Source organism: Acidovorax sp. HDW3, from assembly GCF_011303755.1.
Lineage (GTDB): Bacteria > Pseudomonadota > Gammaproteobacteria > Burkholderiales > Burkholderiaceae_C > Paenacidovorax.
Genome location: NZ_CP049885.1, coordinates 195,080 through 209,835, shown reverse-complemented (window position 1 = coordinate 209,835; position 14,756 = coordinate 195,080). Strand labels below are relative to the sequence as shown.

General features: G+C 66.1%; 15 protein-coding genes and 1 pseudogene. 8 read left to right on the top strand and 8 right to left on the bottom strand.

Annotation, left to right across the window (positions count from 1 at the left end; genetic code table 11):
* Positions 1–53: 53 nt before the first annotated feature.
* The 4 genes and pseudogenes from G7045_RS00905 to G7045_RS00895 form a co-directional block, all read right to left on the bottom strand.
* Positions 54–824, bottom strand: coding sequence for a zinc ribbon domain-containing protein (locus G7045_RS00905; protein WP_166156001.1), 771 nt, complete (start codon positions 822–824; stop codon positions 54–56).
* Positions 825–869: 45 nt separating this feature from the next.
* On the bottom strand, positions 870–1,301 hold the full coding sequence (locus G7045_RS00900; protein WP_166155999.1) for a hypothetical protein: 432 nt from the start codon (positions 1,299–1,301) through the stop codon (positions 870–872).
* Between the two features lie 189 nt (positions 1,302–1,490).
* Positions 1,491–1,553: pseudogene (locus G7045_RS14865) on the bottom strand (zinc-ribbon domain-containing protein); the annotation flags it as partial.
* A gap of 146 nt (positions 1,554–1,699) precedes the next feature.
* Entirely contained in the window at positions 1,700–2,425 is a 726-nt protein-coding gene (locus G7045_RS00895) for a YggS family pyridoxal phosphate-dependent enzyme (RefSeq protein ID WP_166155997.1), read from the bottom strand.
* A 94-nt stretch (positions 2,426–2,519) separates the two neighbouring features.
* Here G7045_RS00895 and G7045_RS00890 point away from each other — a divergent pair, with 94 nt between their 5' ends.
* From G7045_RS00890 to G7045_RS00875, 4 genes are read left to right on the top strand one after another with little or no spacing between them, the layout of a single operon-like run.
* Positions 2,520–3,563 (top strand): type IV pilus twitching motility protein PilT, encoded by a 1,044-nt coding sequence (locus G7045_RS00890; protein WP_166155995.1) that lies wholly within the window; start codon positions 2,520–2,522, stop codon positions 3,561–3,563.
* Positions 3,564–3,583: 20 nt separating this feature from the next.
* Positions 3,584–4,222, top strand: a complete 639-nt coding sequence (locus tag G7045_RS00885) for a cyclic nucleotide-binding domain-containing protein (protein ID WP_166155993.1) — start codon at positions 3,584–3,586, stop codon at positions 4,220–4,222.
* 45 nt (positions 4,223–4,267) lie between these two features.
* A complete protein-coding gene (locus G7045_RS00880) occupies positions 4,268–5,404 on the top strand; it encodes a PilT/PilU family type 4a pilus ATPase (RefSeq protein ID WP_166155991.1) in 1,137 nt (378 codons plus the stop codon).
* A gap of 2 nt (positions 5,405–5,406) precedes the next feature.
* Entirely contained in the window at positions 5,407–6,315 is a 909-nt protein-coding gene (locus G7045_RS00875) for an NAD(P)-dependent oxidoreductase (RefSeq protein WP_166155989.1), read from the top strand.
* Between the two features lie 24 nt (positions 6,316–6,339).
* Here the strand turns inward: G7045_RS00875 and G7045_RS00870 are convergent, their stop codons facing one another.
* Genes G7045_RS00870 through G7045_RS00860 form a run of 3 tightly spaced genes read right to left on the bottom strand, consistent with a single transcriptional unit; the run spans position 6,340 to position 8,096 of the window.
* On the bottom strand, positions 6,340–7,053 hold the full coding sequence (locus G7045_RS00870) for a BON domain-containing protein (RefSeq protein ID WP_166155987.1): 714 nt from the start codon (positions 7,051–7,053) through the stop codon (positions 6,340–6,342).
* On the bottom strand, positions 7,053–7,649 hold the full coding sequence (locus G7045_RS00865) for an SIS domain-containing protein (RefSeq protein ID WP_166155985.1): 597 nt from the start codon (positions 7,647–7,649) through the stop codon (positions 7,053–7,055). The genes G7045_RS00870 and G7045_RS00865 overlap by 1 nt, the downstream gene beginning before the upstream one ends.
* A gap of 51 nt (positions 7,650–7,700) precedes the next feature.
* Positions 7,701–8,096: a YraN family protein gene (locus G7045_RS00860; protein WP_166155983.1), complete on the bottom strand. Its 396-nt coding sequence runs from the start codon at positions 8,094–8,096 to the stop codon at positions 7,701–7,703.
* On the opposite strand from G7045_RS00860, the gene rsmI reads away from it, so the two are divergent.
* Both rsmI and G7045_RS00850 read left to right on the top strand, forming a co-directional pair.
* On the top strand, positions 8,096–9,028 hold the full coding sequence (rsmI, locus tag G7045_RS00855; RefSeq protein WP_166155981.1) for a 16S rRNA (cytidine(1402)-2'-O)-methyltransferase: 933 nt from the start codon (positions 8,096–8,098) through the stop codon (positions 9,026–9,028). The genes G7045_RS00860 and rsmI overlap by 1 nt on opposite strands.
* An 18-nt stretch (positions 9,029–9,046) precedes the next feature.
* A complete protein-coding gene (locus G7045_RS00850) occupies positions 9,047–10,582 on the top strand; it encodes a YifB family Mg chelatase-like AAA ATPase (protein ID WP_166155979.1) in 1,536 nt (511 codons plus the stop codon).
* A gap of 5 nt (positions 10,583–10,587) precedes the next feature.
* On the opposite strand, the gene G7045_RS00845 is transcribed toward G7045_RS00850, so the two are convergent.
* Positions 10,588–11,304 carry a Crp/Fnr family transcriptional regulator gene (locus G7045_RS00845; RefSeq protein WP_166155977.1) on the bottom strand — a complete coding sequence of 239 codons (717 nt, stop codon included), beginning with the start codon at positions 11,302–11,304 and terminating at the stop codon, positions 10,588–10,590.
* A gap of 174 nt (positions 11,305–11,478) precedes the next feature.
* On the opposite strand from G7045_RS00845, the gene G7045_RS00840 reads away from it, so the two are divergent.
* Positions 11,479–12,633, top strand: coding sequence for an ABC transporter substrate-binding protein (locus G7045_RS00840; RefSeq protein ID WP_166155975.1), 1,155 nt, complete (start codon positions 11,479–11,481; stop codon positions 12,631–12,633).
* 190 nt (positions 12,634–12,823) lie between these two features.
* Entirely contained in the window at positions 12,824–14,749 is a 1,926-nt protein-coding gene (locus G7045_RS00835; RefSeq protein WP_166155973.1) for a long-chain fatty acid--CoA ligase, read from the top strand.
* Positions 14,750–14,756 lie beyond the last annotated feature (7 nt).

The window sequence follows — 14,756 nt, the reverse complement described above, 5'->3', positions numbered from 1 at the left end:
AATGACCGGACGATTGTGGCACGCAGCCCGGGGCCTGGCTGGCTGCGCCAGCGTCAGAGCGTGTGCCCGCAGTGGCCGCAAAAGCGATCGGCCGCCGTGCAAGGCTGGTTGCACTGGGGGCAGTGGCTGCGCGGCGCGGCCTGGGCGGGGGCCTGCGGCGCAGCCGGTGGCGGGGCCTTGGGGGTGGCGGGCGCAGGGGGCGGCGCCACGCCACCAAACACTTCTTTGAGCGAGGTCGGCGCCGGCACGGCAAAGCGTTCGTTGCCGGGCTGGCCACCAATGTCGATGCCCTCCAGCGGCGCGCTCTGGCATTTGATCTGGTGCTCGATGACGGCAATCATCTTGCGCAGCTGCTCCTCATTGATCTCCTGGCCCTCGATCACCGAGCGCTTGAAGGTGATGGCACCGGCAAAGCCGCTGTCCTCGATGAAGCCGAAAGTCAGCTCGCGGTTGAGGAAGTAGTACAGGCCAGCGCCGATCAACCCCAGCAGCAAAAATGCCAGCAGCGCCCAGGCCTTGCCGATGGCCGAGCCGATGGAGAAACACACGGCGAGGATGAACAGCGCCGTCTTCCAGGGCTTGTGGCGGCCATAGAAGGTGGACGAGACATGGCCGAACGGCGTCATGCGGCGGATGAAGCCCGAGAGCGAGCCATGCTCGAACTCGATGCGCGTGCTGCTGACCTCCATCGTGGTGGTGGCATCTATGCCCAGCAGCGACAGGATGAAGGACCAGAAGCCGCTCTCGCGCGCCACCACGCGCACGTGCGGCTCGCCCGGCGCGGGCTGGGATTTGATGCTCCAGGATTTGATGACCAAGGCCATGGTGTGCTCTCTCTCTTTCTTCTTTCAGGGGTTGGAAGACCGTCGTTACTGCGAATAGCGGCGTTCGCGCCGTTCCTGCTCGCGCTGCTGGCGCTCGTATTCGTCAAACGACCGGTTCGCCTCGCGCCGGATGGCGTCCTGCCGCTGTTGCTGGCGTTGCACCTGCGCCTGGGCCTCACGGGCACGGGCCTGCACCTGCTGCTGCGGCGTGGGGGGCGGCGGCGGTGCAGGTGCTGGGATAGGCGCCGGCGGTGCGGGCGCTGGCTCGGGTTCGGGTTCAGGCTCGGGTTGCAGCACAGGCGCGGGGGCACGCGCAGGCGGGGGCTCCAGCGCCGGAGCGACCACGGCAGGTGGCGTCAGCGGTACCGGCGCCAGCCAATGGCGCAGCCCCCACCAAGCCAACAGGCCCAGCACCAGAGCCACAGCCAAGGCCACCAACCACAGCCCCCAGGGCGCACCGTTGACGGGCGGCGGCAACGCCGGGCTAGCGGCAGGAGGAGGAGGAGGAGGTGGTGGTGGAGGAGGAGGAGACGAAACCGCCAAGGCCGAGACAGTGGCCGGCGAAGGTGGCGAAGCGGACGCAGGCTCAAGCTCAAGCTCGGTCGCAAAGCTGATGTCCAACGGCTCTGACACAGACTCCAACGTCAACGGTGGCGGCGCGGCATGGCCGCATTGGCGGCAAAAGCGCGCATCGGGCGCCAAGGCGTGGCCGCATTGGGCACAGAACATTTTTCTCCCCCCTCACAAGTTGATGGCTGCGGCGCATTCTAGCCACAGCCGCTACGTAGCAACACGTAGGGCACTCCATCAAGGAGAAAAATCAGCACTAGCCCTTTACCAGCAAGCGCGAGTAGCTATTATTTGTATAGCAAATATTAACTGGCAGCATAGCTGCGAGCACCAAAGATGCCGCTGCCCACGCGCACCAGGGTGCTGCCGGCGGCAATGGCGGCCTCCAGGTCGGCGGTCATGCCCAGCGACAGGGTGTCAAAACGCTCCAGCCCCGACCCGCCGGCGGCTGCGATGGCGTCGAACAAGGCGCGCGCGCGCTGGTGCACGGCGCACTGGGCGGCAAAGTCTTCGACCGGATCGGGAATTCCCATGAGCCCGCGCAGCTGCAGGCGCGGCAGCTGCGCCACGGCCTGCGCCAGGGCCAGGGCGGCGTCGGGGGCAACGCCGGATTTGGTGGCGCCACCATCGACGTTGACCTGCAGGCACACCTGCAGCGGCGGCAAACCATCCGGGCGTTGCGCCGACAGGCGTTCGGCAGTTTTGAGCCGATCGACGGTGTGTACCCAATCGAAATGCACCGCCACCAGGCGCGTCTTGTTACTTTGAACCGGGCCAATGCAATGCCACTGCAGCTGCCGCGCAAGCTGCGGCACATGCGCCTGCACGGCGGCGATTTTGGCGACGGCTTCCTGGATGTAGTTTTCGCCAAATGCGCGCTGCCCGGCCTCGGCTGCGGCTATGACGGCGTCGGCGCCAAAGGTCTTGGAAACAGCGAGTAACTGCACCCCCGCAGCAGGCCGCGCTGCCGCGTTACAAGCGCGTTCAATACGCTGGTGTACAAGTTGAAGCGCGCTGGCAATCGTAGTCATAATGCTTGTCGAAAAACGAGGGGCAGGGATAGCAGCCGATTGTGCCGCCGCCGCACCGCCCCCCACTCCCATCATTCGAGCCGAGGGCACCACCGTGGACATCACCCAACTGCTGGCGTTCAGCGTCAAGAACAAGGCTTCCGACTTGCACCTGTCGGCGGGCCTGCCACCCATGATCCGCGTGCACGGCGACGTGCGCCGCCTGAACGTCGATCCACTCGACCACAAGACGGTGCACGCCATGGTGTACGACATCATGAGCGACTCGCAGCGCAAGATGTACGAAGAATTCCTGGAGGTGGACTTTTCTTTCGAGATCGAGGGCCTGGCGCGCTTTCGCGTCAACGCCTTCAACCAGAACCGGGGCGCCGCCGCCGTCTTGCGAACGATTCCAAGCAAAATCCTGACGCTCGAACAGCTCAATGCACCGAAAATTTTTGCCGACCTGGCACTCAAGCCGCGCGGCCTGGTGCTGGTGACGGGGCCCACGGGTTCGGGCAAATCGACCACGCTCGCAGGCATGGTCAACCACCTCAACGAAACCGAGTACGGCCACATCCTCACCATCGAGGATCCGATCGAATTCGTGCACGAGTCGAAAAAATCCCTGATCAACCAGCGCGAAGTCGGGCCGATGACGCTGTCGTTCGCCGCCGCCCTCAAGTCCGCGCTGCGCGAAGACCCGGACGCCATTTTGGTGGGCGAACTGCGTGACCTGGAAACCATCCGCCTGGCCATGACGGCGGCGGAAACCGGCCACTTGGTGTTTGGCACCTTGCACACCAGCAGCGCCGCCAAAACCATCGACCGCATCATCGACGTCTTCCCAGCGGAAGAAAAAGAGATGGTGCGCGCCATGCTGTCCGAATCGCTGCAGGCCGTGATCTCGCAAACGCTGTGCAAGCTCAAGGACGGTTCAGGCCGCGTTGCCGCGCACGAAATCATGCTGGGCACCAGCGCCATCCGCAACCTGATCCGCGAGGCCAAGGTGGCGCAGATGTACTCCACCATCCAGACTGGCAACAGCGTTGGTATGCAAACGCTCGACCAGAACCTCACCGACCTGGTGCGGCGCAACATCATCAGCCCGGCCGAAGCGCGCAGCAAGGCCAAGATTCCCGAGAACTTCCCCGGCTAAGCCGACCACAGGAGCACTGTATGAAAGGTATTTTGAGCCTGTTGCGTGGCAAGACCCTGGGCCACAAGCCGGCCGAGGAAAGCGGCGATTCAGTTTTCTTCACCACCGCCTTTGCCGGCCAGGGCGTCGATGAGTCGCTGCTCGTGCCCTGGGAGGCGCGGGCCGTCGAGGTCGGCGCCAAGCGCCTGCCCACCAGCCGGGGCGGCAAGCTGCTGCAGGGCCTGTGGGCCAAAGACAAATACATGGCGCACCTGGACCAGGATGCGGTCGAGCGCATGGAGCGCTTCTTTGAATTCGCCGCCATCCCGCCCAGCCGCGACGTCATCCGCCAGGACGAGTACGGCAACTTCATGGTCGTGCTGCTCACCGGCACCATCGCCGTCGATCGCGTGCAGCCCTGGGGCGAGCACCTGCGCCTGGCCGAGACGCGCCCGGGCGACATTCTGGGCGAGATGTCGCTGCTCGACAGCGGCATCCGCTTCTCGGCCTGCACCACGCTCACCGAGTGCGAGATCGCCATCCTCAGCGCCGAAGGCATGGACGAGATGATGGCCAAAGACCCGCAACTCGCCGCCAGCCTGATCGCTCTGCTGGCGCGCAAGCTCTCGCTGCGCCTGCGCGTCGTCAGCGCCCGTTTGAGCGAAAGCCACAACCAATAAACCCACACACCGCCGGCCCACCAGGCTGGCTCCGGAGGAGCGCTGATGGAACGCGATCAGGCCAGTAAATTCATCAACGACCTGCTCAAGCTCATGGTCAGCCGGGGCGGCAGCGACCTGTTCTTGACGGCCGAATTCCCGCCCGCCATCAAGATCGACGGCAAGGTCACCAAAGTCTCGCCGCAGCCGCTCACGCCTGCGCACACCCTGACGCTGGCGCGCTCCATCATGAGCGACAAGCAGGTGGCCGATTTCGAGCGCTCCAAGGAGTGCAACTTCGCCATCTCGCCCGCCGGTATCGGGCGCTTTCGCGTCAACGCCTTCATCCAACAGGGGCGCGTGGGCCTGGTGCTGCGTACCATCCCACTGACGCTGCCGACCATCGACGGCCTGGGCGTGCCCCAGGTGCTCAAGGAAGTGGCCATGACCAAGCGTGGCCTGTGCATCATGGTTGGCGCCACCGGCTCGGGCAAATCGACGACGCTCGCCGCCATGGTCGATTGGCGCAACGAAAACTCGTTCGGCCACATCATCACCGTGGAAGATCCGGTCGAGTTCGTGCACCCGCACAAGAACTGCGTCGTCACGCAGCGCGAGGTCGGGCTCGACACCGACAGCTGGGAAGCGGCGCTGAAAAACACCCTGCGCCAGGCACCCGACGTCATCTTGATGGGCGAGATCCGCGACCGCGAGACCATGGAGCACGCGGTGGCGTTTGCCGAAACCGGCCACCTGTGCCTGGCCACGCTGCACGCCAACAGCGCCAACCAGGCACTCGACCGCGTCATCAACTTCTTCCCTGAGGAGCGCCGCGCGCAGCTGCTGATGGACTTGTCGCTGAACCTGCGCGCCATGGTCTCGCAGCGCCTCCTGCCCAAGCAGGACGGCAAGGGCCGCGCCGCCGCCGTCGAAGTGATGCTGAACACGCCGCTCATTTCTGACCTGATCTTCAAGGGCGAAGTCTCGGAGATCAAAGAGATCATGAAAAAAAGCCGCAACCTCGGGATGCAGACCTTCGACCAGGCGCTGTTCGACCTGTTCGAGGCCAACGTCATCACCTACGAAGATGCGCTGCGCAACGCCGACTCGCTCAACGACCTGCGCCTGCAGATCAAGCTCTCAAGCCAGCGCGCCAAAAGCTCTGACCTGGCTTCCGGCACGGAAAACTTCGCCATCGTCTAACCATGAACGCCCCCCGCTCCTACGCCCCCATCGCACCGCAACGCATCGCCTTCCTTGGCCTGGGGGTCATGGGCGCGCCCATGGCCGGCCACCTGGCGCGCGCCGGGCACCAGGTCACGGTGTACAACCGCACTGCTAGCAAAGCGATAGCATGGTGCGCGCAGCACACAAGCGCTGGCGCCGTAAAACATGCCGCAACACCGGCAGCGGCGGCGCAGGGCGCACAACTCGTGCTGTGCTGCGTCGGCAACGACGCCGACCTGCGCGCCGTGACCCTGGGGCCAGAAGGCGCCTTTGCCGGCATGGGCGCTGGCGCCCTGTTCGTCGATCACACCACCGCCTCCGCCGAGGTCGCGCGCGCGCTCTACGCCCAGGCGCGCAGCCTGGGGCTGGAGTTCCTCGATGCCCCCGTCTCCGGCGGTCAGGCCGGGGCCGAGAACGGCCAGCTGACGGTGATGTGCGGCGGCGACGACGCTGCCTTTGCCCGCGCCGAGCCGGTCATCATGGCCTACGCCCGCGCCTGCACCCTGATGGGCGCCAGCGGCGCCGGGCAGCTGACGAAGATGGTGAACCAGATTGCGATTGCCGGCCTGCTGCAGGGGCTGTCCGAGGCCATCGCTTTCGGCCAGCGTGCCGGGCTGGACCTGCCCCGTGTGCTCGACGTCATCGGCAAGGGCGCAGCGCAAAGCTGGCAAATGGACAACCGGGGCCGCAGCATGGCCGAGGGCCGTTTTGATTTCGGCTTTGCCGTCGATTGGATGCGCAAAGACCTGGGCCTGGTGCTGGCCGAGGCACAAAAAAACGGCGCCCGCCTGCCCGTCACGGCCCTGGTCGATCAGTTCTACGCCGACGTGCAGCAGCAAGGCGGGCGGCGCTGGGATACCTCCAGCCTCATCACCCGCCTGCGCTAACCGTTTCTATTTTTTTACCGTGCCTTACTGCACCGGCGGCAGGGGCTGGACCTGCACTTGCCCCTGCACCGGGGCGGGTGCCGGGGCCGAGGCTGGAACGGCATCGTGCGCGGGTGCAGGTGCGGGTTTGGGCTGGGTATTGGCCAGTTCCTGCTCAGAAATGAGCTCAAACACCCGCACCACCTTGGTCACGCCACTGACGCCACGCGCAATGTCCGAGGCGCGCTGCGCTTCGCGCTGGGTGACGCGGCCCATCAGGTACACCACGCCACGCTCGGTCACGACCTTGAAGGCGCTGCTCATCACGTCCTTGGCATCGACGAAGCTGGCCTTGACCTTGCCCGTGAGCAAGGTGTCGTTCGAGCGCTGCGACAGCGACGACGGCGGCGCCACCACCAGCGCATTGACCACGGACTGCACGTTTTGCAGACCACGCACCATCTGCGCCACCTTCTGGCCATCCTCCTGCGTCGGCACCTCGCCAGTCAGCAGCACCTGGCGGTTCCAGCTGGTGACGTTGACATGGGCGCGGTCGCCGTACATGCCAAAAATCTGGTTGCCCGCCCGCAGCTCGATGCCTTCGTCGTCGAGCTGCGCGCCCGAGGTGCGGCGATCGACCGCCACCATCGCCCCCACCGCCGCGCCGCCCACCACCAAAGGCACGCAAGCGCTCAGGCCCGCACCCAAGGCTGCCGCCACGAGCAGCGTACACACCCACCGATTGCTTTGCTTTGTCATCACGGTATCTCCGGTTCACCCAACAATTGCGCGTCCACCCCGTCGCACAGGCAGTGCAACACCAGGCTGTGGACCTCACGCACCCGCGCCGCACGCTCATGCGGCACGGCAATCCAAACGTCCGTCTCGCGCAGCAGCGCCGCCAGCTCTCCGCCCGTGCGGCCCGTGAGGGCGATGACGCTCATATCGCGCTCATGCGCCGCCGCCACGGCCGCCAAAATCGCCGCCTCGCTGCCGCCGACGGACAGCAGCAGCAACACATCACCCGCCTGCCCCAAGGCCCGCACCTGGCGCGCCAGCCCCAAGCTGGCATCCACCAGGCCCGATGCCGACGTCTGCAGTGCCGACTCCTCGCTCAACGCCAGCACCGCCAGCTCAGGGCGTTCGCGCTCAAAGCCGGCCACACACAGGGCCGCCAGCTGGCGCGCCTGCGCCGCCGAGGCCCCGCTGCCACAGGCGAGCAGCTTGGCACCACTGGTGATGCACACCAGCAGCGCCTGCACGGCGGCGGCAATGGGTTGGCTCAAGGCTTGGGCCGACTGGTACTTCAGATCGGCACTGTCGATGAAATGCTGTTGGATGCGTTGTTCGAGCATGGGCCGCAATGATAGCGGCGCAGACGCTACAGGGTTTGTAGCAAAAAGTTGTCAGCCCGCACCCAAATCGAAGGCACCGGGCAGCCACTGCACCTGCTCGCCATGCACCAGTACGGCGTCGAAACGGCACGGCGGGGTGCTGGCGTAGCGCAGCAGGTAATGCTGCGCCGCGAACACAATGCGCCGCTGCTTGGCCGCACCAATGCTGGCGCCCGCGCCCCCGTAGGCGGCACTGGCACGGCTGCGCACCTCGACGAACACCAGCGTGCCATCGGGTGCGTGCAGGATCAAATCAATCTCACCACCGCCGCGCCCGGGCGTTCGATAATTGCGCTGCACCAGCCGTAGCCCGGCCTGCTGCAAATGCGCCAAGGCCCGGTCTTCAGCGGCGGCGCCCAGCACCCGCGTACTGACCCCGCCCTGCCGCCATTTTTCAAGGAACCCCATTGAGCGCCTCCTTTGCCTCTGCCCTGACCGCCGCCCACGAGGCCGCCGCCGCCCAGCATTATCCGCAGGGCGCGCTCTACGTCGTCGCCACGCCCATCGGCAACCTGGCCGACATCACGCTGCGCGCCCTGCACGTGCTGCAACTCGTCGATGCCATCGCTTGCGAAGACACGCGCCACACCCAGGCACTGCTGCGCAGCTACGGCATAGAGCGCCCCGGCGCGCAGCTGCTCGCCCTGCACCAGCACAACGAACAAGAAGCCGCCCAGGCCGTACTCACGCGCCTGCAAGCCGGTCAGCGCGTGGCCTATGTGAGCGACGCCGGAACCCCCGGCGTGAGCGACCCCGGCGCCCGCCTGGTGGCCTGCGTGCAGGCGGCCGGCCTGCGCGCCCTGCCGCTGCCCGGCGCCAGCAGCATCACCAGCGCCCTGAGCGTGGCCGGCGCCGTAGCCACCACCCCCGAAAGCAACGGTTTTGTCTTTGCCGGCTTCCTGCCGAGCAAAACCGCCGAGCGTGCCTGCGCCATTGCCGCCCTGCAGCCAGAGCCGCGCTGCGTGCTCCTGCTCGAAGCCCCGCACCGCATCACCGACCTGGCCCAGGCCCTGGCCGTACTGGGCACACGCCGCATCACCCTGGCACGCGAGCTGACCAAGCAATTCGAAGAAATCACCACCCTGCCAGCAAGTGCCGTCGCCCCCTGGCTGGCAGAGAACCCCCAGCGCCAGCGCGGTGAGTTCGTGGTGCTGCTACACCCCACGCCCCTGTCCACCGACGACGGCGCCAGCCTGCGCGTGCTGCGCGTGCTGCGCCTGCTGCTGGCCGAGCTGCCACTCAAAACCGCCGTGCGCCTGGCCGCCGACATCACCGGCGCCGCGCGCAATGCGCTGTACGAACAGGCGCTGCAGCTCAAACAGGAAACAACTGACGATTAACAACCCAAGGAGCCGCCCATGAGTCTTGCCCTGGTGCAAAGCCGCGCCCTGCTGGGATTGGCGGCGCCTGCCGTCACTGTCGAAGTGCACCTGGCCAATGGCCTGCCCAGCTTTACCCTGGTGGGGCTGGCCGAGGTTGAGGTCAAGGAGGCGCGCGAGCGGGTGCGCGCAGCGCTGCAAAACGCCGGGCTGGAATTTCCGAACAACAAAAAAATCACCGTCAACCTGGCGCCCGCCGATCTGCCCAAAGATTCAGGGCGCTTTGACCTGCCCATCGCCCTGGGCATCCTCGCCGCCAGCGGACAAATCGAGGCCGCACGCCTGGCCGGTTGGGAGTTTGCCGGCGAGCTCTCGCTCTCGGGCCAGCTGCGCCCGGTGCGCGGCGCCCTCGCCACCAGCCTGGCACTGCGCCGCCAAGGCGAACCTGCGCGCCTGGTATTGCCCCCAGAAAGCGCCGAAGAAGCCGCGCTGGTGCCAGGCATCGAGGTGTATAGCGCCCGCCATCTGCTCGATGTGGTGCGCCAGCTGCTGCCGACAAGCGATGCCAGCACCCCCACCGACGCCACCGACCACTGGCAACGCGTACCCGCCAGCGCCCCCCAGGAGCCCCCCGCCGGCCCCGATCTGGCCGACGTCAAAGGCCAGGGCGCAGCACGCCGGGCACTGGAGATTGCGGCAGCGGGCGGCCACGGTTTGTTGCTCGTGGGGCCGCCAGGCGCTGGAAAATCCATGCTGGCCGAGCGCTTTGCCGGCCTGCTGCCAGCCATGGACGTGGAGCAGGCACTCGAGAGCGCCGCCATTGCCAGCCTGGCTGGCCGCTTTACGCCAGCGCAATGGATGCAGCGCCCCACCGCCCACCCCCACCACACCAGCAGTGCCGTGGCCCTGGTCGGCGGTGGCTCGCCCCCCAGGCCGGGGGAAATTTCCATCGCCCACGAAGGGGTGCTGTTCCTCGATGAATTTCCGGAGTTTGCCCGCAGCGCCCTCGAAGCCCTGCGCGAACCGCTGGAGACGGGCCGCATCACCATCGCCCGCGCCACGCAGCGCGCCGAATTCCCGGCGCGCTTTCAACTCATTGCCGCCATGAACCCTTGCCCCTGCGGCTTTGCCGGCAGCCCACAGCGCCCCTGCCGCTGCACACCCGAGCAAATTGCCCGCTACCAAGGCAAATTGAGCGGCCCGCTGCTCGACCGCATCGACTTGCACGTCGAAGTCCCGGCCCTCCCCGCCGCCGAACTGCTGCAACACGGCGGCGGCGAAAGCAGCAGCACGGTGCGCGCCCGGGTGGCGCAAGCGCGCGAACGGGCCCTGGCACGCCAGGGCCACGCCAACCACCAGCTGCAGGGCCAGCGCCTGGACACCCACCTGGCCCTGGCGCCTGCTGCCAGCCATTTTTTGCAAGCCGCCGCCACCCGCCTGGGTTGGTCAGCGCGCGCCACCCACCGCACCCTGCGCGTGGCGCGCACCATCGCCGACCTGGCGGGCAGCCCCACGACCGAGACGGTGCACGTGGCCGAAGCAGTGCAATACCGGCGGGTACTGCGCGGCGCCTGAGCGCGTCACGCCTGAGCGCGCCCCACCAAGCGCAGCGCTGGCAAATCAAGCACCCGCAGCCCGCCATATTCCACACGAATGAGCCCCTGCGCCTGCAGCACCGCCAGCGCCTCATTGACCCGCTGGCGTGACAGCCCCACCAGGTAGGCCAGCTCTTGCTGCGTAATACGCAGCACCTGCCCTACCCCCGGGTACAGCACCGGGTTGAACAGCGCCGCCAGGCTGCGCGCCACGCGCAGATCGGGTTGGGCCAGGCGGTCAATCTCACGGGCGGCAATGAACTGGCCCAAACGCTCGTTGAGCTGGTCCATGACAAAGCGGTTGAAAGCAATGGAGTGATCGAGCAGCCAGTGAAAGCTCTCTATCGGCAGCCCCGCCACCACACTGCTGCGCAGCGCCTGCACGTTGTAGCGGTAGGGCTCACGCTTGATGGCCGTGCCCTCACCAAACCAGCCACCAGGGGGCAGGCCGGCGAAAGTCATGCCAGAGCCGTCGGCGCTGTCGGTGTGCATTTTGAGCAGCCCATCGACGGCGCCAAACCAGTAAGTCACCGGCCGGCCAATGCGGCAGATGTAATCGCCCGGATGGGCATCGCCCACCAACAAGGCCGCCTGCGCACGTTCGCGCTCGGCCCCTGGCAGCAAGGGCAGCCAGGGAATGCCGGCCAACTCCTGCGCTGTCGGCAAACGGCGCCGCTGGTGCAGCGATAGGTCTTGGCTCATGGCAAGGGCAAGGGCAAGATGGACAGAAAAGGATGGCGCGAGAATGCCCGAGATTGCTGTGTGCACAAAGCATCTAGTGGAAAACCATGAGGGATTTCGGAACCACAAACCACCCCATGGCGGCCTCGTCCCCGCATCATTCGGGGTTTTGATTGTTGCTCTTCAGAGACACCCATGCCCCACCATCGCCCGCCCTCCCTGTCTCGCCGCACCCTGCTCACTGGCGCCGCCGCCACCGCCCTGCCCTGGCTGGGCATGGGCACCGCACAGGCCCAGGATGCCACCATCGTCCTGGGGCAAAGCACCGATCTTTCCGGCCCGCTCGCCGACCTGGGCCAGGCCATGCACCAGGGCGCACAGCTGGTATTCAACGCCGTGAACGCACGCGGCGGCATCCACGGTCGCACCATCACACTCAACACACTGGACGACGCCTATGACGTCAAGAAGGCAGAGGCCAATGCCAAACAGTTGCTGGCCGACAGCAATACTTTTGCACTTTTCAACTGTATGGGGACACCCCATGTCGAGGCCATGCTACCGCTCGTGAAAGAGTCAGGCATTCCATTTTTTTCTCCCTTCACTGGTGCGCAATCCGCACGCATAGCAGCGCGTAACGTCTTCAACGTCCGCGCAGGCTATGCCGATGAAGCTGAAAAACAAATCCAGCATCTCGTCACCCTGGGCATCAAGCGCATTGCCGTCGCCCACCAAGCCAATAGCTTTGGCAAAGAGGTCTACAACAACGTCCAGCGCGCCATGGGCAAGCTGCAACTCCCAGAAGGCGTCAACGCCACCGTCGCCAACGATGGCCAAGACGCCAAAGCGGCTGCACAAAAAATCGCCCAGGCCGAGCCCGAGGCCGTGATCCTGGGCCTGGCCGGCAAGCCAACGCTGGAATTCGTCAAAGCCTTTCGCGCCCTGCGTCGGGGCACGGCGCTGTATGCGCTCTCGGTCATGGGCACGCCCGCCACGTTAACGGCCCTGGGCGCCGATGCTGCTGGCATCAACATCACCCAGGTCGTGCCCATGCCCAACAGCCCGACCGTGCCTATTTCACGCGAGTTTTTGCAGGCTTGGAAAGCCAGTGGCGCCAAGGCAGAGCCTTCGCACCTGGCGCTCGAAGGCTATATCAACGCCCGCGTGTTCTGCGAGGCCCTGCAGCGCACCGGCAAAACCCTCACCCGCAGCAGCTTTCTCGACGCCTTGTGGACGTTCAAAAAATGGGACCTGGGCGGCTTTGAGATCAACGCCACCGAGCCGGGGCACAACGCTTCGCGCTTTGTCGAACTGACCCTGGTTGGCCGCGACGGCAAATTCATGCGTTAAAGCAACGACCGCTAAGGCGACAACCGCCACGCAACGCCCTGCAGGCTGCTGTCTGCAGGGCGTTTTTTCTGGTTAACCCCTCCCGGGGGTTTCCCGCAAATTGTCGTTACGAGGACATACCAGCGTCAAAGTCCTTCCTACCATGGCACCCATTCCCCAACGCCTGGGGCCCTTCACAGGACGAGCGCGCATGAGCACCACCTTTCCGCACCTGCTGCTGCAGCACGCCGCACACCGCCCGCAAGCGCCGGCGCTGCGCGAGAAAGAATTTGGCATCTGGCAAACCCGCAGCTGGCAAGAAGCGGCCAACACCGTGCGCCACATGGCCTGCGGCCTGGTCGCGCTGGGTCTGGCGCGCGGCCAGAACCTGGCCTTGATTGGTGACAACCGCCCGCACCTGTATCTGGGCTTTGTCGCTGCGCAGGCCCTGGGCGCCGTTCCGGTGCCGATGTACCAGGACGCCGTGGCCGCCGAGATGGGCTTTGTGATCGAAGACGCACATATCCGCATCGCCCTGGCTGAAAACCAGGAACAGGTAGACAAACTGCTCGAAGTGCGCAACAGCGTGCCGGGCCTGAGCCACATCATCTACGACGACCCGCGTGGCCTGCGCAATTACGACCAGCCCGGCCTGCACAGCATGGCGCAGCTGCTGGCCGACGGCGCCGCCTGGGACAAGGCCCACCCGGGCGCCTGGGAGGCCATGCTCGCTGCCGTGCAGCCGGGGGACGTCTCCGTCATCCTCTACACCTCGGGCACCACGGGCAAGCCCAAGGGGGTTTGCCAGACGCACGAGAGCTTCATCGGCGCCGCACGCGGCGCCATCGAGGTCGATCGCCTGGGGCCGGACGACAGCATCCTGTCCTACCTGCCGCCAGCCTGGGTGGGCGACCACCTGTTCTCGCTCGCGCAGTGGCTGGTGGCGGGCTTCACCATCCACTGCCCGGAGTCGGCGAGCACCGTCGCCATCGACATGCGCGAGGTCGGCCCGACCTACTACTTCGCGCCGCCGCGCGTATTCGAGGGCATGTTGACCTCGATCTCCATCCGCATGGAGGATGCCGCCCCCGTCAAGCGCCGCCTGTACGAGCGCTGCATGACACTGGCGCGGCGCGTCGGCGCCGACATCCTCGACGGCAAGCCCGTGGGCCTGTGGGACAGGCTGCGCTACCGCCTGGGCGACCTGCTGATCTACGGCCCGCTGCGCAACGCCATGGGGCTGTCGCGCATCCGCGTGGCTTACACCGCCGGCGCGGCCATCGGGCCGGATTTGTTCAAATTCTTCCGCTCCATCGGCATCAACCTCAAGCAGTTCTACGGCCAGACCGAAACCTGCGCCTATGTTTGCCTGCAGCGCGACGGCCAGGTCAACCTCACCAGCGTCGGCCAGGCGGCGCCGGGCATAGAGCTCAAGCTCGCGCCCAATGGCGAGGTGCTGGTGCGTGGCGTCTCCGTGCTCAAGGAGTACTACCAGCGCCCCGAGGCCACGGCCGAGGTCATCGACGCCGAAGGGTGGTTTCACACCGGCGACGCCGGCGTCATCGACACCCAGGGCCAGCTGCGCATCATCGACCGCGCCAAAGACGTGGGCCAGCTCGCCAGCGGCGCCATGTTTGCACCCAACTACATCGAGAACAAGCTCAAGTTCTTCTCGCACATCAAGGAAGCCGTGTGCTTTGGCCACGACAAGGACTCCGTCTGCGCCTTCGTCAACATCGACTTCGAGGCCGTGGGCAACTGGGCCGAGCGCCAGAACCTGCCCTACGCCGGCTACGTGGATCTGGCGTCGAAACAAAAAGTGCTCGACCTGATCGCCGACTGCGTCGCCCAGGTCAACGCCGACCTGGCGCGCGAAGAAGGCATGGAACAGACGCAGATCGCGCGCTTTCTGGTGCTGCACAAAGAGCTCGACCCCGACGACGACGAGCTCACGCGCACGCGCAAGGTGCGCCGGGGCTTCATCGCCCAAAAGTACGACGTGCTGGTCGATGCCCTGTACAGCGGCAAGCGCGAGCAGTTCATCGAAACCCAGGTCAAGTTCGAGGACGGACGCAGCGGCAGCGTCAGCGCCACGCTGGCCATCATCGACGCCCAAACCCACCCGGCAACCGCGTAAGGAGCAG